This is a genomic window from Pseudomonas sp. S3E12, from assembly GCF_001702295.1.
GTDB lineage: Bacteria > Pseudomonadota > Gammaproteobacteria > Pseudomonadales > Pseudomonadaceae > Aquipseudomonas > Aquipseudomonas marginalis.
Genome location: NZ_MBDT01000005.1, coordinates 226242 through 246682 on the forward strand (window position 1 = coordinate 226242; position 20441 = coordinate 246682).

Consider the following 20441-nt stretch of genomic DNA (forward strand, 5'->3'; position numbering starts at 1 on the left):
ATCGGCCCATGTCCTTTGCAGTAATCCAAATGGTCAGTCAGAGCGATGTGCTGGCCAACCTGGTCCAGGCCCGGCGCTTGTTGGAGCAAGCGGCGGCCGGCGGTGCGAAGCTGGCGGTGCTGCCGGAAAACTTTGCCGCCATGGGCCGCCGCGACGTGGCGGATATCGGCCGCGCCGAGGCGCTGGGTGAAGGTCCGATCCTGCCATGGTTGAAACAGACCGCCCGCGACCTCACCTTATGGATAGTGGCTGGCACGCTGCCGTTGCCGCCCAAGGATCAACCGCACGCCAAATCCAATGCCTGCTCGCTGCTGGTCGATGATCGCGGCGAAGTCGTCGCCCGTTACGACAAGCTGCATTTGTTTGATGTGGACGTGGCGGACGCCCGGGGTCGCTATCGGGAGTCCGATGACTATGCTTTCGGGAGTAACGTGGTGGTGGCGGATACGCCGGTCGGCCGTTTGGGCCTGACGGTGTGCTACGACTTGCGCTTCCCCGAGCTGTACAGCGAGCTGCGCGCGGCGGGGGCTGAATTGATTACCGCGCCCTCGGCCTTTACCGCCGTGACCGGTGCCGCCCACTGGGATGTGCTGATTCGTGCACGGGCCATCGAAACCCAGTGTTACCTGCTGGCGGCCGCCCAGGGCGGTGTGCATCCAGGGCCACGGGAAACCTATGGTCATGCGGCGATCGTCGACCCATGGGGTCGCGTGCTGACCCAACAGGATCAAGGCGAAGCGGTGTTGCTGGCCGAACGCGATAGCAGTGAACAGGCGTCGATACGGGCGCGCATGCCGGTGGTCAACCATCGGCGCTTTTTCTCGCAGGGCGCACAGCGGCCTGCTTCAGAACGATGAATTTAAGGCCAAACCTATGAGCGAGTTGTTGTCCTCAGTCAGTGAACACCTCCTGGCACCCGGTGGCGTGACCATCGAAAGCTTGCAAACCGTGCTCGGCGATCTGGCCGGGCCAGGCATCGATGCCGCCGACCTGTATTTCCAGGGGCAGATCTCCGAGTCCTGGGCCCTGGAAGATGGCATCGTCAAGGAAGGCAGTTTCAATCTTGACCAAGGTGTAGGCGTTCGTGCGCAATCCGGGGAAAAGACCGGTTTTGCCTACAGTAACGCGATCACCCTGGAGGCGTTGGGCCTGGCCGCACGTGCCGCGCGTTCGATCTCCCGTGCCGGTCAACATGGCACGGTACAGGCGTTCAGTACCCAGGACGTGGCGCAGTTGTATGCGCCGGACAACCCCCTGGAAGTGATCAGCCGAGCGGAAAAGGTCGAGTTGCTCAAGCGTATCGATGCGGCCACCCGCGCCCTGGACCCGCGTATCCAGCAGGTCTCCGTGAGCATGGCCGGTGTGTGGGAACGCATCCTGGTGGCGTCCACCGACGGGGGGCTGGCGGCGGACGTACGGCCGCTGGTGCGTTTCAATGTCAGCGTGATCGTCGAGCAGAACGGCCGCCGCGAGCGTGGCGGCCACGGCGGCGGCGGGCGTACCGACTACCGTTACTTCCTCACCGACGACCGTGCCATGGGCTATGCCCGTGAGGCTCTGCGCCAGGCGTTGGTGAACCTGGAAGCCATTCCTGCGCCGGCCGGCACGCTGCCGGTGGTGTTGGGCCCGGGCTGGTCCGGCGTATTGCTGCACGAGGCCGTGGGCCATGGCCTGGAAGGCGATTTCAACCGCAAGGGCAGTTCCGCCTACAGCGGGCGCATGGGCGAGATGGTTGCGTCCAAGCTGTGCACCATTGTCGATGATGGCACCCTGGCCGGTCGCCGCGGCTCGCTGAGCGTCGATGATGAAGGCACGCCGACCGAATGCACCACCTTGATTGAAAACGGTGTGCTCAAGGGCTACATGCAAGACAAGCTCAATGCTCGCCTGATGGGCGTGGCGCGCACCGGTAATGGCCGTCGCGAATCTTATGCGCACCTGCCGATGCCCCGCATGACCAACACCTACATGCTCGGTGGCGAAAGTGACCCGGCGGAGATCATCGCCTCGGTGAAACGCGGTATCTACTGCGCCAACCTCGGCGGCGGCCAGGTGGATATCACCAGCGGCAAGTTCGTGTTTTCTACCAGCGAGGCATACCTGATCGAAGACGGCAGGATTACCGCGCCGGTCAAAGGGGCAACGTTGATTGGCAATGGCCCGGAAGCCATGAGCAAGGTGTCGATGGTCGGCAACGACCTGGCCCTGGACAGTGGTGTGGGCATGTGCGGGAAGGATGGGCAGTCGGTGCCGGTAGGGGTCGGCCAGCCAACGCTGAAAATTGATGCGATCACCGTGGGTGGCACGGGGTCGTAAGGGGTGGAGCTTCGGGTGGCGAAGACCGCCACCCGGGGAAGGGCATCAACGCAGGCCGCGTTGAGTCTCGTCCAGCTCACGGATGTATTTGAAAATTTTACGGCTGGTGGCCGGCGCCTTGTTATGCGCCTGCTCGTGCTGGGCCTGACGGATCAGGGAGCGCAGTTGCTGGCGGTCCGCGTCCGGGTAGTCCAGCACGAATTTCTCCAGCACCGCGTCATCGCCCGAGATCAGGCGGTCACGCCAACGTTCCAGGTTGTGGAAACGTTCGTTGTACTGGCGAGTGGAGGCATCGGTTTGATCAAGCAAGGCGAGAATGGCGTCAGTGTCCTGATCGCGCATCAGCTTGCCGATAAACATGATGTGCCGTTTACGCGCGATATTCGCGGTGTGCTTGGGTGCGTCCGCAAGCGCCCGGCGCATCTCGTCGGTCAGTGGCAGTTTTGCAATCAAGTCTTTCTTGAGCGTTGTAAGGCGCTCGCCCAGGTCAACCAGAGCATGCAGCTCACGTTTGACCTGGGTTTTGCTTTTCTCCCCATCGAGGGAGTCGTCGTAAGAATCAACCATGGTGGCAGTCCGCAAAGAAACGCCGCCATGATAACCAGTCGGGGGCCGCTTGTCCGGCCCGGTCGCTCGATGGCCTTAGCCGAAAGCAGAATTTGAGTGGAGAAAACCATGAGTGCAGCCCAAAGCGTCGGTCCGCAAGCGTTACCGGCCCTGCAGGAACAAGTCGAGCAGATCCTTGCCGAGGCCAAGCGCCAGGGGGCCAGTGCCTGTGAAGTGGCGGTGTCGCTGGAGCAGGGGTTGTCGACGTCGGTACGTCAACGGGAAGTGGAAACCGTCGAATTCAACCGTGACCAGGGCTTTGGCATCACCTTGTATGTGGGGCAGCGCAAAGGTTCGGCCAGTACGTCGGCCAGCGGCCCGGAGGCCATACGCGAAACGGTTGCCGCCGCGTTGGCGATTGCCCAGCACACTTCCGAGGATGAAAGCTCGGGCTTGGCCGATAAGGCGCTGATGGCCAAGGACTTGAAGGATTTCGATCTGTTCCATGCCTGGGACATCACGCCCGAGCGGGCCATCGAGCTGGCGCTGACCTGCGAAGCGGCGGCGTTTGATGCCGATACCCGCATCAAGAACGCCGATGGCACCACGTTGAACACGCATCAGGGCTGCCGCGTATATGGCAACAGCCACGGGTTTATCGGCGGGTATGCGTCCACGCGCCATAGCCTGAGCTGCGTGATGATCGCCGAGGCCAATGGCCAGATGCAGCGTGATTACTGGTACGACGTAAGTCGGCAGGGCGAATTGCTCGCAGACCCTGCCAGCATTGGTCAGCGTGCCGCACAACGTGCCGCGAGCCGCCTGGGCGCGCGCCCGGTGCCGACCTGTGAAGTGCCTGTACTGTTTTCGGCGGAGCTGGCAGGCGGTTTGTTCGGCAGTTTCCTGAGTGCCATTTCCGGCGGCAACCTGTATCGCAAGTCGTCGTTCCTTGAAGGGGCGATCGGCCAGACGTTGTTTCCCGAGTGGCTGACCATCGATGAGCGTCCGCACTTGATGCGGGCCATGGGCAGTGCGGCGTTCGATGGGGACGGTTTGGCCACGTATGCCAAGCCGTTCGTCGAAAACGGTGAGCTGGTGTCTTACGTACTCGGCACTTACGCAGGCCGCAAACTCGGCCTGCCAAGCACCGCCAACGCCGGTGGCGTGCATAACCTGTTCGTGACCCATGGCGACGAAGACCAGTCGGCGCTGTTGCGTCGCATGGGACGTGGTCTGTTGGTGACCGAATTGATGGGCCATGGCCTGAATATGGTCACTGGGGATTATTCACGTGGCGCGGCGGGCTTCTGGGTGGAAAACGGTGAGATTCAGTTTGCCGTCCAGGAAGTGACCATCGCCGGCAACATGCGCGATATGTTCAAGCAGATCGTTGCCGTGGGAAATGACCTGGAACTGCGCAGTAATATTCGCACAGGCTCGGTGCTGATCGAGCGGATGACTGTCGCAGGCAGCTAATCCCGCTACAGCGGCACAAAAAGGCGCGCCCTCTTACGGAGGGCGCGCCTTTTTTGTGGGCGTGTTTCAGGGGGATTGAGGTGCTGCTCTTGTTTTGATTCTCAATATCATTTAATAATAAATATCATTACCGGATGAGTGTGGATCATGAGTTCTGTCCTGCATGAGGATCCTTACCTGGAAAGCTGGCGCTGGATGAGTCGCCAGATTCGCTGTGGTCTGGATCCCAATGAGCCTCGCCTGATCGAACATTACCTCAATGAGGGCCGATACCTGGCGTGCTGCACCGCGACCCATCCGTGGACTATCGCTGAAACCTCATTCCGCCTGCTGATCGACACCGCCAGCGATATTGCACTGCCGTGGCATTGGCGATCCCTGTGTCTGGATCAAGCCTGGCGCCCACTGCGCGACCTGGAAAAACTCGCCCATTGTGCCTGCCGCCTCAAGCGCTGGCAGACCTTTGCCTGGCAATTGGCGACCTGCGAATTGCTTCCCTCCATTTCCGTTTCTGACCTGGTGCAAGGATCTTCCGATGAGTAACACCCGTATCGAACGCGACAGCATGGGCGAACTGCAAGTCCCCGCCGAGGCCTTGTACGGTGCGCAGACCCAGCGCGCGGTGAACAACTTTCCGATCAGCCACCAACGTATGCCGGCGCAATTCATTCGCGCCCTGATCCTGGCCAAGGCGGCGGCTGCCAAGGTCAACGTCGACCTCAAGCAGATCAGTGAAGGGCAGGGCAAAGCCATCGTCGATGCCGCCCAAGGCTTGCTCGAAGGCGATTACATGCGGCACTTCCCGGTGGATATCTTCCAGACCGGTTCCGGCACCAGTTCGAATATGAATGCCAACGAAGTGATTGCGACGCTCGCCAGCCGCTTGCTCGGCGAAGCGGTCAATCCCAACGATCATGTGAACTGCGGCCAAAGCAGTAACGACATCATTCCCACCACCATCCACGTCAGTGCTGCGCTGGTGCTGCACGAGCAAACGCTGCCGGCCCTGCTGCACCTGGTGCAGGTGATCGAGCAGAAAGCCGAAGAGGTTCACCCATTCATCAAGACCGGCCGCACGCACCTGATGGACGCCATGCCAGTGCGCATGAGCCAGGTCCTCAATGGCTGGGCGCAGCAACTCAAGGCCAATATCGGTCACCTGCAGGATTTATTGCCGGCCCTGCAGGCTCTGGCCCAGGGCGGTACGGCGGTGGGCACCGGGATCAACGCACATCCGGAGTTTTCGGCGCGTTTCAGCCAGCAACTGAGCAGCCTGGCCGGCGTGAAATTCACGCCGGGCAGGAATCTGTTCGCGCTGATCGGCTCCCAGGACACTGCCGTCGCCGTCTCCGGCCAGTTGAAAGCCACCGCCGTGTCGCTGATGAAAATCGCCAATGACCTGCGCTGGATGAACTCCGGCCCGCTGGCCGGCCTGGGGGAAATCGAACTGGAGGGCCTGCAGCCGGGCTCCTCGATCATGCCAGGCAAGGTCAACCCAGTGATTCCTGAGGCTACGGCGATGGTGGCTGCGCAAGTCATCGGCAATGACACGGTGATCACCGTCGCTGGCCAATCCGGCAATTTCGAGCTGAATGTGATGCTGCCGATCATTGCCCAGAACCTGCTCAGCAGCCTCGAGTTGCTGGCCAATTCCAGCCGTCTGCTGGCAGACAAGGCCATCGCCAGCTTCAAGGTCAACGAAGCCAAGCTCAAGGAAGCGCTGTCGCGCAACCCGATCCTGGTCACCGCACTCAACCCGATCATTGGTTACCAAAAGGCCGCTGAGATTGCCAAGAAGGCCTATCAGCAGGGCCGTCCGGTGATTGATGTGGCCCTTGAGCACACCGACCTGCCCCGTAGCCAACTGGAAGTCCTGTTGGATCCGGAAAAGCTCACGGCCGGCGGCGTGTAATCACCGACCCTGCTTTGGAGGCTCACCATGGAGCACTGGAAACGCACGATCGAACGCGCCAATCGCTGCTTTATGCAGGGCGAATTGGTTGACGCTCGCGAGGCCTATCTGCAAGCCCTGGCCCTGGCTCAAGTGTTGTTCGAGCGCTGGGCGAATGCCGACGAAGCAGTAGCGGCTTGCGTCATTTCCCATCACAACCTGGCGGATTTGCACCTGCGCCTGAATCAGCCCGAGGAAAGCGCCGAATACCTCTGCGCCATTCACCAGCGCTTGCTCCAGGCCATGCAGGACGTGCGCCTTAGCCCGCAGCTGCGGGAAGCGGCGCTGCGCCAGAGCAGCAAGACTTACGTCGAACTGTTGAATTTCATCAGCGATCACGGTGAGTACCCGCGCACCCATCGCTTACTGGGCGGTACTGCGGTGCAGCCGACCCCGTCTCAATACGGAGCACATTGATATGACCTACACCTTGCCTGCCTTGCCCTATGCCTACGATGCCCTGGAACCGCATATCGATGCGCAAACCATGGAGATTCACTACACCAAGCACCACCAGACCTACATCAATAACCTCAATGCTGCAGTCGAGGGCACCGAATTTGCGGGCTGGCCTGTAGAGAAACTGGTGTCCAGCGTGCAGCAATTGCCGGAAAAACTGCGTGCGGCCGTCATCAACCAAGGCGGCGGCCATGCCAACCACTCGCTGTTCTGGGCGGTGATGTCGCCTAAAGGCGGCGGCAAGCCCGACGGCGCGTTGGGAAAAGCCGTTGAAGAGCAACTTGGCGGTTTCGACAGTTTCAAGGAGGCTTTCACCAAAGCCGCCTTGACCCGTTTCGGCAGCGGCTGGGCGTGGTTGAGTGTCACTCCGCAAAAGACGCTGATAGTGGAAAGCAGCGGCAACCAGGACAGCCCGTTGATGAATGGCAACACGCCGATCCTCGGCCTGGACGTCTGGGAGCATGCTTACTACCTGCGCTACCAGAACCGTCGGCCTGAATACATCAACGCCTTCTACAGTGTTATCAACTGGCCGGAAGTCGCCGCACGCTATCAGGCCGCGTTGGCCTGACATTCACTTCGATAACAAGATCTAAGGCCGACTATGGGCACTGAAACACTGGCGATCAGCAGCGTGCGAATGTTTCGTTATGCGTTTGGCTCGCTGCTGCTATTGGCAGGTACTGCATTGCTGGTGGCCCACGGGCTGGCCTGGCTGGACCTTGAACCGCGCATCATGCGCGCCTTGCAGGGCGGGGCGATTTGCGCGCTTGGCACGGCGCTGGGGGCGGTTCCGGTCTTGGTGATTCGGCGGATGCCGGTGGCGTTGAGCGACACCTTGTTGGGCTTCGGTGCCGGTGTGATGCTGGCGGCGACCGCGTTTTCGCTGGTCGTACCGGGTATTGCCGCTGCCGAAGCCCTTGGCCTTTCGCCCTGGGGTGCAGGTGGGCTGATCAGCTTCGGCATCATGCTGGGGGCATTCGGTTTGTATCTGGTGGACCGCAAGGTCTCCGGCGCCAGCCCGGAGATGTTGGTGGGAACCCCGGATAAACCGGTGATTCCTCCGCGCATCTGGCTGTTCGTGTTTGCCATCATCGCCCACAACATCCCCGAAGGCATGGCCGTTGGCGTCTCAGCCGGCGGCGGCATGCCGGATGCCGACAGCTTGGCCATGGGCATTGCTTTGCAGGATGTGCCCGAAGGTCTGGTCATTGCGCTGGTATTGGCCGGGGCAGGGATGTCGCGGATCAGGGCGTTCCTGATCGGCGCCGCGTCAGGCTTGGTAGAGCCGGTGTTCGCCGTGCTTTGCGCCTGGCTGGTGACCCTGGCCGAGGTGCTGTTGCCGTTGGGCCTGGCGCTGGCTGCTGGCGCGATGTTGTTGGTGGTCACCCACGAAGTGATCCCGGAGTCGCGCCGCAACGGTCACGAAAAACTCGCGAGCCTGGGGTTGTGCATGGGGTTCTGCTTGATGATGGTGATGGATACCGCCTTGGGGTGAAGCCTCAGCGGAGATAGGGGTTACTACTCACCCTCATCAAAGAAGTTGTTGATCAGCGCCACCAGGGCGTCCATGGCTTCCTGCTCTTGCTCGCCCTCGGTGCTCAAATGAATCTTGGTGCCTTTGCCGGCTGCCAACATCATCATCGCCATGATGCTTTTGCCATCGACCATGCTCTCAGGTGTACGCCCGGCGCGGATCTGGCAAGGGAACTGCCCGGCAATACCGACGAATTTGGCCGAGGCGCGGGCATGCAGACCCAGCTTGTTGATGATTTCAATTTCCAGAGCGGGCATCGCGGGGGTGTTCCTTTCAGCTAAGGTCGCGGTGGCGAACCTGGACGTTCTTGAGGGTTTGTTGCAGCACCTGGCCCAGGCGCTCGGTCAGGTAGACAGAGCGGTGGTGACCGCCGGTGCAGCCGATGGCAATGGTGACATAGGCTCGGTTGCTCGCGGCAAAGCGCGGCAACCATTTGAGCAGGTAGCTGGAAATGTCCTGGAACATCTCCTCCACATCCGGTTGCGCGGCCAGGTAATCGGCCACTGGCTGATCCAGCCCCGACTGGTCACGCAGTTCCGGCTTCCAATAAGGATTGGGCAGGCAGCGCACGTCGAACACCAGGTCGGCATCCACCGGCATGCCACGCTTGAAGCCAAAGGACTCGACCAGGAATGCCGTGCCGGGCTCCGGCTGGTTCAGCAGGCGTAGCTTGATGGCATCGCGCAACTGGTACAGGTTGAGGCTGGTGGTGTTGATCTTGAGGTCGGCGAGGTCAATGATCGGCCCGAGCAGTTTGGTTTCGTCCTCGATGGCTTCGGCCAGGGAACGGTGCGGGCTGCTGAGGGGGTGGCGTCGGCGGGTCTCTGAGAAGCGCTTGAGCAGGGTTTCTTCGTCGGCGTCCAGATACAGCACATCGCAATGAATGTGCTTGGCGCGCACCTCTTCGAGCAATTCCGGAAAACGCGTGAGGTGGCTCGGTAGGTTACGGGCGTCAATCGAAACGGCGACCAGGGGTTGTGCCAGTTCGGTATGGATCAGTGCCCGCTCCGCCAATTCCGGGAGCAGACCGGCGGGCAGGTTGTCGATGCAATAGAAGCCGTTGTCCTCAAGGACGTTGAGGGCGGTACTTTTACCCGAGCCGGAGCGGCCGCTGACGATGATCAAACGCATGATTACTGCCCGTTTTGTTCATCCAGGACAACTTGATACAGCGCCTCGTTGCTACTGGCACTGCGCAGTTTGTCGCGTACTTCCTTGCGGTCGAGCATGCTTGCGATCTGCCTAAGCAGTTCCAGGTGTGCGTCGGTGGCGGCCTGTGGGACCAGCAGAACAAACAGCAGGTCTACCGGGGCGCCGTCGATCGCGTCGAAATCGATAGGTGCGTCCAGGTGCAGCAGGGCGCTGACAGGTGTCTCGCAGCCTTTGAGGCGGCAGTGGGGAATGGCGATGCCGTTGCCAAAACCGGTGGAGCCGAGTTTTTCACGGGCAATCAGAGCCTCAAAGACATCTTGCATCTCCAGCTCAGGCACTTGGCTGCTGATCAGGTTGGCAATTTGTTCGAGGGCTTTCTTCTTGCTGCCGCCCGGCACGTTCACGAGGGAACGGCCGGGGGTCAGGATGGTTTCAAGTCGGATCATGGGGGGAGAGTTAACGACCTGTACCTTGCATCAGGTGCAGATTCTTTTCCTTATGCTTTATGAGTTGGCGGTCCAGCTTGTCGTAGAGCGAGTCGATCGCCGCGTACATGTCTTCATGTTCCGCATTGGCAACGAGCTTGGCATTCGGCACGTGCAGGGTGGCCTCGATTTTCTGCTTGAGCTTGTCGACCTCCATGATGACCTGCACGTTGGTGATCTTGTCAAAGTGCCCCGCAAGCTTGTTCAGCTTGCTCTCGGTGTACTCGCGCAGGGGCTTGGTAACTTCCAGTTGGTGTCCACTGATGTTGACTTGCATACAGCTTCTCCTTCGTTGCCAGTGCATAAAGCGGCGGGTAGGAATACCCGCCACTGGAACGCTGTGGCCCGCCCGTCACATCAAACGCTTACGCTCGCTGGAAGGCGCGATCCCTAGGGACTCGCGGTACTTGGCGACGGTTCGACGGGCGACCTGAATGCCTTGTGCCTCCAGTAAACCAGCGATCTTGCTGTCACTCAACGGCTTTTTCTGATTTTCCGCAGCAACCAGTTTTTTGATGATTGCGCGGATCGCCGTGGACGAGCATTCGCCGCCTTCGGATGTGCTGACATGGCTGGAGAAAAAGTATTTCAGCTCATATATGCCCCGTGGGGTATGCATGAATTTTTGTGTGGTCACCCGGGAAATCGTCGACTCGTGCATGCCCACCGCTTCTGCGATGTCGTGCAGGACCAGCGGCTTCATCGCCTCGTCACCATATTCCAGGAAGCCGCGCTGATGCTCGACGATCTGGGTGGCCACTTTCATCAGGGTTTCGTTGCGGCTTTGCAGGCTCTTGATGAACCAACGCGCTTCCTGCAACTGGTTGCGCATGAAGGTGTTATCGGCACTGGTATCGGCACGGCGCACAAAACCGGCATATTGCGGGTTGACCCGTAGGCGCGGCACCGACTCCTGGTTCAGTTCCACCAACCAGCGCTCGTTGTCCTTGCGCACGATCACGTCGGGAACGACGTATTCGGCTTCGCTGGACTCGATCTGCGAGCCTGGACGCGGGTTGAGGCTTTGCACCAGCTCGATGACCTGGCGCAGGTCGTCTTCCTTGAGCTTCATGCGCCGCATCAACTGGCTGTAGTCGCGGCTGCCCAGCAAGTCGATGTAGTCGGTGACCAGGCGCTGGGCCTCTGCGAGCCAAGGGGTCTTGGCGGGCAGCTGGCGCAGTTGAAGCAGCAGGCATTCGCTCAGGGTGCGGGCACCAATGCCGGCGGGCTCGAATTGTTGGATGCGGTGCAGGACCGCTTCGATTTCGTCCAGCTCGATGTCCAGTTCCGGGTCGAAGGCCTCGAGAATCTCTTCGAGCGTCTCGTCCAGGTAACCCTGGTTATTGATGCAGTCGATCAGGGTCACGGCGATCAGGCGATCGGTGTCCGACATCGGCGCGAGGTTCAATTGCCACAGCAGATGGCTCTGCAGGCTCTCGCCGGCGGAAGTACGGGTGGTGAAGTCCCACTCGTCATCGTCATTGCTGGGCAGGCTGCTGGCGCTGGTCTGGTAGACGTCCTCCCAGGCAGTGTCCACCGGGAGTTCGTTGGGAATGCGTTCGTTCCAATCGCCTTCCTCAAGGTTATCCACCGTGGGGGCGGATTCCTGGTAGGAGGGTTCCTGTACGTCGGAATTGGGTTTTTGCTCGATGTTGTCGGCCAGTGGGTCTGCATTATCGAAGTCGTCGCCTTCTTCCTGGCGTTCGAGCATCGGATTGGACTCCAGGGCCTCCTGGATTTCCTGTTGCAGGTCCAGGGTCGACAATTGGAGCAGGCGGATGGCCTGTTGCAGCTGCGGTGTCATCGTCAGCTGCTGGCCCATTCTCAGGACTAGCGATGGTTTCATGGCAGGGGCTTAACACCTTATTCGCCGGCGCAATGCGCCATCCACGACAGGGCGCGTGAGCGCCAAACATAAGCAAATTATATGCCTGATATCGGGGGCTTTGCCTAGAGCGCGGTAACAATAAAAATCCGGAGGTTTTCATTGACTCCCGCGCATCGGGCAAACGACCTGCCAACGCCTTGTTGTTGCAAACGGCCTTACAGGCGGAACTCGTGACCCAGGTACACTTCCTTAACCAGTTCGTTGGCCAGGATGGTGGCAGAGTCGCCTTCGGCGATCAGCTGGCCATCGTTGACGATATACGCGGTTTCGCAGATATCGAGGGTCTCACGCACGTTGTGGTCAGTGATCAGTACACCGATGCCCTTGGCCTTGAGGTGGTGGATGATCTGCTTGATGTCGCCGACCGAGATGGGGTCGACGCCGGCAAACGGTTCGTCCAGCAGGATGAACTTGGGGGCAGTGGCCAGGGCGCGGGCGATTTCCACGCGACGACGCTCACCACCGGACAGGCTCATGCCAAGGTTGTCGCGAATGTGGTTGATGTGGAATTCCTGCAGCAGGCTTTCCAGTTCTTTGCGGCGGCCGTCACGGTCGAGTTCCTTGCGGGTTTCAAGGATGGCCATGATGTTGTCGGATACCGACAGCTTGCGGAAGATCGACGCTTCCTGCGGAAGATAGCCGATACCGGCACGGGCGCGGCCGTGCATTGGCTGGTGGCTCACATCCAGGTCGTCGATCAGTACGCGACCTTGGTCCGCCTGGACCAGGCCGACGATCATGTAGAAGCAGGTGGTCTTGCCGGCGCCGTTAGGGCCAAGCAAGCCGACGATCTGGCCGCTGTCGATCGACAGGCTGACGTCGCGCACGACCTGACGGCTTTTATAGGCCTTGGCCAGATGCTGGGCTTTCAGGGTTGCCATTACTCGGCCTTCTTCTTCGGCTGGATAACCATGTCGATGCGTGGGCGTGGCGCGGTGACCTTGCTGCCATTGGCACGACCGGCGTTGGCGATCTGCTTCACGGTGTCATAGGTGATCTTCTCGCCTTCCGTGGAGTTGCCATCGGGGCTGAGTACCTTGGCCTGGTCGATCAGCACGATGCGATTCTGCTGGGCGTGATACTGGATGGTCTTGCCGTAGCCCTTCATCGGGCCGGTGTCGGTAGCCGACTGCTTCTGTTCGAAGTAAGCCAGGTTGCCCACCGAAGTCACCACGTCGATATCGCCCGCCTGGGTGCGCGTCAGTGTCACCGTGTTGCCGGTGATCTTCATCGAGCCCTGGGTGATGATCACGCCGCCGGTATAGGTGGCCACGCCTTGCTTGTCATCCAGTTGCGCATCGTCAGCCGAGATGTGGATCGGTTGCTGGCTATCGTTCGGCAGAGCCCAGGCGCTCACGCTTCCCAGTGCTGCGCCCAGACTGAGCAAAATAGGGAGAGTTTTAACGAGCCTCATACTGTCCTCTTACGTTCGATAGCAGGTGTATCCTGCTTTCTTTCAAATACGCTTTCATTCCCTTGCCAGTCGATACACCGCCAGCGCCGTCGATTCTAACGTCTTGCTCGGTCTGCGCATATTGCTTCTGTGGGAATACGGTCATGCGACTGCTGGTAATCACGGTGTCACGGTTTTTGGCGTCAGTGCGCGCAACGCGTACCGAGTCAATCAGTTCTACCTCGGTGCCGTCCGGGTTCACCTCGCCACGCTTGCTCGTGACATGCCATGGGAACTCGGTGCCGCGGTACAGGTTCAGGTCCGGGTTGGTCAGCAGGGTGACTTCGGTGGCCTTCAAATGCTCGACTTTGTCCGAGGTCATTTCGTACTGCACCTTGCCGTCAGGCAGGAACTGCACGCTGTAGGCATTGGTTGCGTAATAGTCGATAGCCCCTTCGTCAACCTGCGCAACAGGCTGGTCGAGGAAGCGCCCTGGGCTGATATTCCAGTAGCCCACCGCGAGAAACAGCGCGGCAATGACTCCGAATAGCAGGAAGTTGCGAATCTTTTTACTCAGCATAAAACGCTCTATAGGTAGGCGGCGTGGGCCGCTTCAAGACTGCCCTGGGCTCGCAGGATCAGTTCACAGAACTCGCGGGCGGCACCTTCGCCGCCACGGGCGGTGGTGACGCCATGGGCGTGCTCGCGAACAAACGTCGCCGCATTGGCGACGGCCATGCCCAGGCCCACTCGGCGAATGACCGGCAAGTCGGGCAGATCATCGCCCAGATAGGCGACCTGCTCATAGCTTAGGTTGAGTTGGCCAAGAAGCTCGTCCAGAACCACCAGTTTATCCTCGCGGCCCTGATACAGGTGAGGAATACCGAGGTTTTGTGCGCGGCGTTCCACAACGGGGGTTTTTCTGCCGCTGATAATCGCCGTTTGCACGCCCGAAGCCATCAGCATCTTGATGCCCTGGCCGTCGAGGGTATTGAACGTCTTGAATTCGCTGCCGTCTTCGAGAAAGTACAGGCGGCCATCGGTCAGCACGCCGTCAACGTCGAAAATCGCCAGTTTGATGTGTTTGCCGCGTTGCAACAGGTCGCTGGTCATTTACATCACTCCCGCACGCAGCAAGTCGTGCATGTTCAGGGCGCCAACCGGGTGGTCGTCGCTATCGACCACCACCAGTGCGCCGATCTTGTGGTCTTCCATGATCTTCAAAGCTTCGGCCGCCAGCATTTCAGGGCGTGCAGTCTTGCCATGGGGGGTCATCACGGCGTCGATGGTCGCGGTGCGGATATCGATGGTACGGTCCAGGGTGCGGCGCAGGTCACCGTCAGTGAATACCCCGGCCAGGCGCCCGTCGGCTTCCAGGATCACGGTCATGCCCAGGCCCTTGCGGGTCATTTCCATCAGCGCGTCCTTCAGCAGGGTGCCGCGCTGGACGTGGGGCAATTCCTCGCCCGAATGCATGACGTTTTCCACTTTCAGCAGCAGACGGCGGCCCAGGGCGCCACCCGGGTGGGAAAACGCGAAGTCTTCAGCGGTGAATCCACGGGCTTCCAGCAGCGCCACGGCCAGGGCGTCGCCCATGACCAGGGCGGCGGTGGTGGAGGAGGTCGGCGCCAGGTTCAGCGGGCAGGCCTCGTGGTCCACGTGAACATTCAGGTTCACGTCGGCGGCCTTGGCCAGCGTAGATTCCGGGTTGCCGGTGACGCTGATCATCTTGATGCCCAGGCGCTTGATCAGCGGCAGCAGGGTCACGATTTCGTTGGTGGTGCCGGAGTTGGACAGCGCCAGGATGATGTCATCCTTGGTGATCATGCCCATGTCGCCGTGGCTGGCTTCGGCCGGATGCACGAAAAATGCGGTGGTCCCGGTGCTGGCCAGGGTGGCGGCGATCTTGTTGCCGACGTGGCCTGACTTGCCCATGCCGACCACGACAACACGGCCCTTGCTGGCCAGGATCATCTCGCAGGCGCGTACGAAATCTGCGTCGATATGGGCCAGCAAGCCTTCTACGGCTTCAACTTCGAGGCGGATGGTGCGTTGTGCGGATTGAATAAGGTCGCTGGATTGGCTCATGTCTGAAGTCGTATAGCCTGACGAAAAGTCGGCGATTATAGCGGTAATGATCAATTCCCTCACGCAAGTTCGTCAGGCTTTATTCAACGAATGCCTGAGATCCATCCTCAGTAACATAGCCAGCAACGTTTTTTCCCTGTCCCTAAACTGAACTAGCGCAGTTCCGGCCTTGGGCGCCCTGTACCAGCAGTGATATAGTTCGCCGCCAGTTCGGTCCGCCCAGCCCATATGGCTATCTATATGCGTCACCGTTGCAAACGTTTGTCGCATGCATGGTGTCTGAGTGAGAGGCTGCATCCCAAGGAGTTTAGATGAGTGCCGATAACGCCTACGCGGTCGAGCTGAAGGGACTGACCTTCAAGCGCGGGACGCGCAGCATCTTCAATAACGTCGATATTCGCATTCCCCGCGGCAAGGTCACGGGCATCATGGGGCCGTCGGGTTGCGGCAAGACCACGCTGCTGCGTCTGATTGGCATGCAATTGCGCCCCAGCGCCGGTGAAGTATGGGTCAACGGCCAGAACCTGCCGACGCTGTCGCGCAGCGATCTGTTCGATGCGCGCAAGCATATGGGGGTGCTGTTCCAGAGCGGTGCGCTGTTTACCGACCTCGATGTGTTCGAGAACGTGGCGTTTCCGTTGCGGGTGCATACCCAGCTGTCCGATGAAATGATTCGTGACATTGTGTTGCTGAAATTGCAGGCCGTGGGCCTTCGCGGCGCCATCGACCTGATGCCCGACGAACTGTCCGGCGGCATGAAGCGCCGCGTGGCCCTGGCGCGTGCCATTGCCCTTGACCCGCAGATCCTCATGTACGACGAGCCCTTCGTCGGCCAGGATCCTATTGCCATGGGCGTGCTGGTACGCCTGATCCGTCTGCTTAACGATGCGCTGGGTATCACCAGCATCGTGGTCTCCCATGACCTTGCAGAAACCGCGAGCATTGCCGATTACCTTTATGTAGTCGGCGATGGCCAGGTGCTGGGGCAGGGTACGCCTGAAGAGCTAATGAACGCCGACAACCCGCGTATTCGCCAATTCATGACCGGCGATCCCGATGGCCCTGTGCCTTTTCATTTTCCGGCAGCGGATTACCGCTCAGACCTTCTGGGGAAGCGCTGATGCGCAAGACATCTCTCATCGAGAAGGTTCGCCTTTTCGGTCGATCCGGTATCGACATCGTCGAAGTGCTGGGCCGCTCGACGATTTTCCTGTTTCACGCGTTGCTCGGCCGCGGTGGCATTGGTGGCGGCTTCGGCCTGTTGATCAAGCAGCTGCACTCGGTGGGCGTGATGTCCCTGGTGATCATTGTGGTCTCCGGGGTGTTCATCGGGATGGTGCTGGCGTTGCAGGGCTTCAATATCCTGTCCAGCTACGGTTCGGAGCAGGCAGTGGGGCAGATGGTTGCCCTGACGCTGCTGCGTGAACTGGGGCCGGTCGTGACCGCGTTGCTGTTCGCCGGGCGTGCAGGTTCCGCGTTGACCGCCGAAATCGGCAACATGAAGTCCACCGAGCAGTTGTCCAGCCTGGAAATGATCGGCGTGGACCCGCTCAAGTACATTGTTGCCCCGCGCCTGTGGGCCGGCTTTATTTCCCTGCCATTGCTGGCGATGATCTTCAGCGTGGTTGGTATCTGGGGCGGCTCGTGGGTGGCGGTGGACTGGCTGGGGGTCTACGACGGCTCTTACTGGGCCAACATGCAAAACAGCGTGACCTTCAGCGGTGACGTGCTCAATGGCGTTATAAAGAGCATCGTCTTCGCCTTTGTAGTGACCTGGATCGCCGTATTCCAAGGCTATGACTGTGAGCCCACTTCAGAAGGGATCAGTCGCGCCACCACCAAGACCGTTGTGTACGCCTCGTTGGCAGTACTGGGCCTTGACTTCATTTTGACCGCCTTGATGTTTGGAGATTTCTGATGCAAAACCGCACTGTGGAAATCGGTGTCGGCCTTTTCTTGCTGGCTGGCATCCTGGCTTTACTGTTGCTGGCCCTGCGAGTCAGCGGCCTTTCGGCCAGCCCCACCGCCGATACTTATAAACTTTACGCGTACTTCGACAATATCGCCGGTTTGACTGTCAGAGCTAAAGTGACCATGGCCGGTGTGACCATCGGCAAGGTCACGGCAATCGATCTGGATCGCGACAGCTTCACCGGTCGAGTGACGATGCAACTGGACAAGAAGGTAGATAATCTGCCGACCGACTCCACTGCATCTATCCTCACTGCGGGCCTGCTGGGCGAGAAGTACATCGGTGTCAGTGTGGGCGGGGAAACAGCCCTGCTCAAGGATGGCTCGACCATCCACGACACGCAGTCGTCGCTGGTACTTGAAGACCTGATCGGTAAATTCCTGCTCAATACGGTCAATAAAGACGCCAAATGAGGAATCTGTACATGATCTCTACCTTGCGACGTGGCCTCCTGGTACTGCTGGCAGCGCTGCCGTTGATGGCCAACGCAGCGGGTTCTGCGCACGAACTGGTGCAGGACACTACCAACAAGATGTTGGCTGACCTGACTGCCAATAAAGAGCAGTACAAGCAAGACCCGAGCAAATTCTACGAGGCGCTGAACAGCATCGTGGGCCCGGTCGTCGATGCTGAAGGTATTTCGCGCAGCATCATGACGGTCAAATATTCGCGCAAGGCCACACCTGCGCAAATGCAAACGTTCCAGGAAAACTTCAAGCGCGGCCTGTTCCAGTTCTATGGCAACGCTTTGCTCGAGTACAACAATCAGGGCATTACCGTCGCTCCTGCCGGGGATGAGTCGGGCGACCGCACCAGCGTCAACATGAGCGTCAAGGGCAACAATGGTGCCGTCTACCCTGTGCAGTACACGCTGGAGAAGATCAATGGCGAGTGGAAACTGCGCAATGTGATCATCAACGGCATCAACATCGGCAAGCTGTTCCGTGATCAGTTCGCCGACGCCATGCAGCGCAATGGCAACGACCTGGACAAAACCATCAATGGTTGGGCCGGTGAGGTCGCCAAGGCCAAGGAAGAGACCGATAAAGCCGCTGGGAAACCTGCGCAATGACCGAGTCGGCTGTTCGTCTCGGCGACGCGGGCGAGCTGTTGCTCAGCGGCGTGCTGGATTACCGCACCGGGCCTGAGCTGCGCAAGCAGGGCCAGGCACTGATCCAGGCCAGCACGGCCCCTGCGCTGGTGCTGGATTGCTCGGCGGTAACCAAGTCCAGCAGTGTCGGCTTGTCGTTGCTGCTGTGTTTCATGCGTGATGCCGAAGCGGCCAAAAAGTCGGTCAGCATCCGTGCATTGCCCGAAGACATGCGTGAAATCGCCGAAGTTTCCGGTTTGACCGAGCTGTTGGCGCATCCTTAATACACATTATCGATAAAGCCCCCCGTCAGAGTCCTGCTATGCGGGGTTCGCAGGCGCGGGGCTTTTTTGTATGATGTGCGACCCGTGCGCACTGGGCGCCGATAGAGGTTGATCATGCAGGCCCTAGAAGTTAAGAGCTTTCTCGAAGGAAAGCTGCCGGATACGAACGTAGAAGTTGAAGGCGAAGGCTGCAACTTCCAGCTGAACGTGATTAGCGATGAACTGGCGGCACTCAGCCCGGTCAAGCGTCAGCAGCAGATCTATGCCCATTTGAACCCGTGGATCACCGATGGCAGCATCCACGCGGTCACTATGAAATTTTTCAGCCGCGCGGCCTGGGCCGAGCGCACCTGAGCCCCCAAGGCGTCGAGATTCTTATGGATAAATTGATTATTACCGGCGGTGCCCGCCTTGATGGCGAGATTCGCATTTCCGGTGCGAAAAACTCTGCCTTGCCGATCCTGGCTGCGACCCTGCTGTGCGATGGCCCCGTGACCGTGGCCAACCTGCCGCACCTGCACGACATCACCACCATGATCGAGCTGTTTGGTCGCATGGGTATTGAGCCGGTAATCGACGAGAAGCTGTCCGTCGAAATCGATCCGCGCACCATCAAGACCCTGATCGCCCCGTACGAACTGGTGAAGACCATGCGTGCGTCGATCCTGGTATTGGGCCCGATGGTCGCTCGTTTCGGCGAAGCCGAAGTCGCATTGCCTGGCGGTTGCGCCATTGGCTCGCGTCCGGTGGACCTGCACATCCGTGGCCTTGAGGCCATGGGCGCGACCATTGACGTCGAAGGCGGCTACATCAAGGCCAAGGCGCCGGAAGGTGGCCTGCGTGGCGCCAACTTCTTCTTTGATACCGTCAGTGTGACCGGTACCGAGAACATCATGATGGCTGCTGCTTTGGCCAACGGCCGCAGTGTGCTGCAAAACGCTGCGCGCGAGCCTGAAGTGGTCGACCTGGCCAACTTCCTGATCGCCATGGGTGCCAACATCACCGGCGCCGGCACCGACACCATCACCATCGACGGTGTGAAACGCCTGCACCCGGCCACCTACAAAGTGATGCCGGACCGCATCGAGACCGGTACCTACCTGGTTGCTGCCGCCGTCACCGGTGGTCGCGTCAAGGTCAAGGACACCGATCCGACCATCCTGGAAGCGGTCCTGGAAAAACTGCGCGAAGCCGGTGCCGAAATCACCACCGGTGAAGACTGGATCGAGCTGAACATGCACGGCAAGCGGCCAAAAGCCGTTAACGTGCGTACCGCTCCATACCCGGCGTTCCCGACCGACATGCAGGCGCAGTTCATCTCCTTGAACGCCATTGCCGAAGGCACGGGTGCCGTGATCGAGACCATCTTCGAAAACCGTTTCATGCACGTGTACGAACTGCACCGCATGGGCGCGAAGATCCAGGTCGAAGGCAACACTGCCATCGTGACCGGCACCGAGAAGCTCAAGGGCGCGCCAGTCATGGCCACCGACCTGCGCGCTTCGGCCAGCCTGGTGATCTCGGCGCTGATCGCCGAAGGCGATACCCTGATCGACCGCATCTACCACATAGACCGTGGTTACGAGTGCATCGAAGAAAAACTGCAGATGCTCGGCGCGAAAATCCGCCGCGTACCGGGCTAGTCCCACTGCATTGTAGGAGCGAGCTTGCTCGCGAAGAACTCGTGGGCACCGCGTTGAGTCTGAATAAACGCGTTATCGTTGACGTTTTTCGCGAGCAAGCTCGCTCCTACAGACACTGGTTTGTTTCAAATCGAGGCTGTCATGGCCTCGATCTGTGTCTG

26 protein-coding genes are annotated in these 20441 nt (G+C 59.8%); 15 read left to right on the forward strand and 11 right to left on the reverse strand.

The features are described 5' to 3' along the window. Positions 1-8 precede the first annotated feature (8 nt). On the forward strand, positions 9-857 hold the full coding sequence (locus tag BB029_RS05820; RefSeq protein ID WP_065938525.1) for a carbon-nitrogen hydrolase family protein: 849 nt from the start codon (positions 9-11) through the stop codon (positions 855-857). A 16-nt stretch (positions 858-873) separates the two neighbouring features. Further along, a complete protein-coding gene (tldD, locus tag BB029_RS05825; protein ID WP_027604822.1) occupies positions 874-2316 on the forward strand; it encodes a metalloprotease TldD in 1443 nt (480 codons plus the stop codon). A 45-nt stretch (positions 2317-2361) separates the two neighbouring features. On the opposite strand, the gene yjgA is transcribed toward tldD, so the two are convergent. After that, positions 2362-2883, reverse strand: coding sequence for a ribosome biogenesis factor YjgA (yjgA, locus tag BB029_RS05830; protein WP_017138246.1), 522 nt, complete (start codon positions 2881-2883; stop codon positions 2362-2364). 108 nt (positions 2884-2991) lie between these two features. On the opposite strand from yjgA, the gene pmbA reads away from it, so the two are divergent. The 6 genes from pmbA (at position 2992) to BB029_RS05860 (ending at position 8246) form a co-directional block, all read left to right on the forward strand. Next, positions 2992-4338, forward strand: coding sequence for a metalloprotease PmbA (gene pmbA / locus BB029_RS05835; RefSeq protein ID WP_065938526.1), 1347 nt, complete (start codon positions 2992-2994; stop codon positions 4336-4338). Between the two features lie 147 nt (positions 4339-4485). Further along, positions 4486-4881, forward strand: coding sequence for a FagA protein (locus tag BB029_RS05840; protein ID WP_065938527.1), 396 nt, complete (start codon positions 4486-4488; stop codon positions 4879-4881). After that, positions 4874-6250, forward strand: a complete 1377-nt coding sequence (locus tag BB029_RS05845; RefSeq protein ID WP_065938528.1) for a lyase family protein — start codon at positions 4874-4876, stop codon at positions 6248-6250. The genes BB029_RS05840 and BB029_RS05845 overlap by 8 nt, the downstream gene beginning before the upstream one ends. Positions 6251-6277: 27 nt before the next feature. Further along, positions 6278-6706 (forward strand): hypothetical protein, encoded by a 429-nt coding sequence (locus BB029_RS05850; RefSeq protein WP_027604818.1) that lies wholly within the window; start codon positions 6278-6280, stop codon positions 6704-6706. Position 6707: 1 nt separating this feature from the next. Continuing rightward, positions 6708-7319 carry a superoxide dismutase gene (locus BB029_RS05855; RefSeq protein ID WP_027604817.1) on the forward strand — a complete coding sequence of 204 codons (612 nt, stop codon included), beginning with the start codon at positions 6708-6710 and terminating at the stop codon, positions 7317-7319. A gap of 33 nt (positions 7320-7352) precedes the next feature. Then, positions 7353-8246, forward strand: a complete 894-nt coding sequence (locus BB029_RS05860; RefSeq protein ID WP_065924294.1) for a ZIP family metal transporter — start codon at positions 7353-7355, stop codon at positions 8244-8246. 23 nt (positions 8247-8269) lie between these two features. On the opposite strand, the gene BB029_RS05865 is transcribed toward BB029_RS05860, so the two are convergent. The 10 genes from BB029_RS05865 to BB029_RS05910 form a co-directional block, all read right to left on the reverse strand. Beyond that, entirely contained in the window at positions 8270-8542 is a 273-nt protein-coding gene (locus BB029_RS05865; RefSeq protein WP_027604815.1) for an HPr family phosphocarrier protein, read from the reverse strand. 16 nt (positions 8543-8558) lie between these two features. Then, positions 8559-9416 (reverse strand): RNase adapter RapZ, encoded by an 858-nt coding sequence (rapZ, locus tag BB029_RS05870; protein ID WP_027604814.1) that lies wholly within the window; start codon positions 9414-9416, stop codon positions 8559-8561. Between the two features lie 2 nt (positions 9417-9418). Beyond that, positions 9419-9883, reverse strand: a complete 465-nt coding sequence (gene ptsN, locus BB029_RS05875) for a PTS IIA-like nitrogen regulatory protein PtsN (protein WP_027604813.1) — start codon at positions 9881-9883, stop codon at positions 9419-9421. Positions 9884-9893: 10 nt separating this feature from the next. Next, the gene (gene hpf / locus BB029_RS05880; protein WP_003171804.1) at positions 9894-10199 is read right to left on the reverse strand and encodes a ribosome hibernation-promoting factor, HPF/YfiA family; all 306 of its coding nucleotides are present in this window, start codon (positions 10197-10199) and stop codon (positions 9894-9896) included. 75 nt (positions 10200-10274) lie between these two features. Beyond that, the gene (locus BB029_RS05885; RefSeq protein WP_065938529.1) at positions 10275-11768 is read right to left on the reverse strand and encodes an RNA polymerase factor sigma-54; all 1494 of its coding nucleotides are present in this window, start codon (positions 11766-11768) and stop codon (positions 10275-10277) included. 197 nt (positions 11769-11965) lie between these two features. Continuing rightward, complete coding sequence (gene lptB / locus BB029_RS05890) at positions 11966-12691, reverse strand: LPS export ABC transporter ATP-binding protein (RefSeq protein ID WP_016974288.1); 726 nt, start codon at positions 12689-12691, stop codon at positions 11966-11968. Next, positions 12691-13224 carry a lipopolysaccharide transport periplasmic protein LptA gene (lptA, locus tag BB029_RS05895; RefSeq protein WP_065938530.1) on the reverse strand — a complete coding sequence of 178 codons (534 nt, stop codon included), beginning with the start codon at positions 13222-13224 and terminating at the stop codon, positions 12691-12693. The genes lptB and lptA overlap by 1 nt, the downstream gene beginning before the upstream one ends. Beyond that, positions 13211-13783 (reverse strand): LPS export ABC transporter periplasmic protein LptC, encoded by a 573-nt coding sequence (gene lptC / locus BB029_RS05900; RefSeq protein WP_065938531.1) that lies wholly within the window; start codon positions 13781-13783, stop codon positions 13211-13213. Before lptC ends, lptA begins: the two co-directional genes overlap by 14 nt. Before the next feature lie 8 nt (positions 13784-13791). Then, complete coding sequence (locus BB029_RS05905; RefSeq protein ID WP_027604807.1) at positions 13792-14316, reverse strand: HAD family hydrolase; 525 nt, start codon at positions 14314-14316, stop codon at positions 13792-13794. After that, positions 14317-15291: a KpsF/GutQ family sugar-phosphate isomerase gene (locus tag BB029_RS05910; RefSeq protein ID WP_065938532.1), complete on the reverse strand. Its 975-nt coding sequence runs from the start codon at positions 15289-15291 to the stop codon at positions 14317-14319. A gap of 311 nt (positions 15292-15602) precedes the next feature. Here BB029_RS05910 and BB029_RS05915 point away from each other — a divergent pair, with 311 nt between their 5' ends. From BB029_RS05915 to murA, 7 genes are all read left to right on the forward strand, one after another. After that, positions 15603-16412 carry an ATP-binding cassette domain-containing protein gene (locus BB029_RS05915; RefSeq protein ID WP_065938533.1) on the forward strand — a complete coding sequence of 270 codons (810 nt, stop codon included), beginning with the start codon at positions 15603-15605 and terminating at the stop codon, positions 16410-16412. Further along, entirely contained in the window at positions 16412-17209 is a 798-nt protein-coding gene (gene mlaE, locus BB029_RS05920) for a lipid asymmetry maintenance ABC transporter permease subunit MlaE (RefSeq protein ID WP_065938534.1), read from the forward strand. Before BB029_RS05915 ends, mlaE begins: the two co-directional genes overlap by 1 nt. Continuing rightward, positions 17209-17676, forward strand: coding sequence for an outer membrane lipid asymmetry maintenance protein MlaD (gene mlaD, locus BB029_RS05925; protein ID WP_003171814.1), 468 nt, complete (start codon positions 17209-17211; stop codon positions 17674-17676). Before mlaE ends, mlaD begins: the two co-directional genes overlap by 1 nt. An 11-nt stretch (positions 17677-17687) precedes the next feature. Next, on the forward strand, positions 17688-18335 hold the full coding sequence (locus BB029_RS05930; RefSeq protein ID WP_065938535.1) for a phospholipid-binding protein MlaC: 648 nt from the start codon (positions 17688-17690) through the stop codon (positions 18333-18335). Further along, positions 18332-18637, forward strand: coding sequence for a lipid asymmetry maintenance protein MlaB (locus BB029_RS05935; protein WP_065938536.1), 306 nt, complete (start codon positions 18332-18334; stop codon positions 18635-18637). The genes BB029_RS05930 and BB029_RS05935 overlap by 4 nt, the downstream gene beginning before the upstream one ends. 114 nt (positions 18638-18751) lie before the next feature. Continuing rightward, positions 18752-18991 carry a BolA family protein gene (locus tag BB029_RS05940; protein ID WP_027604803.1) on the forward strand — a complete coding sequence of 80 codons (240 nt, stop codon included), beginning with the start codon at positions 18752-18754 and terminating at the stop codon, positions 18989-18991. A 23-nt stretch (positions 18992-19014) separates the two neighbouring features. Continuing rightward, complete coding sequence (gene murA / locus BB029_RS05945) at positions 19015-20280, forward strand: UDP-N-acetylglucosamine 1-carboxyvinyltransferase (RefSeq protein WP_024073479.1); 1266 nt, start codon at positions 19015-19017, stop codon at positions 20278-20280. Positions 20281-20441 lie beyond the last annotated feature (161 nt).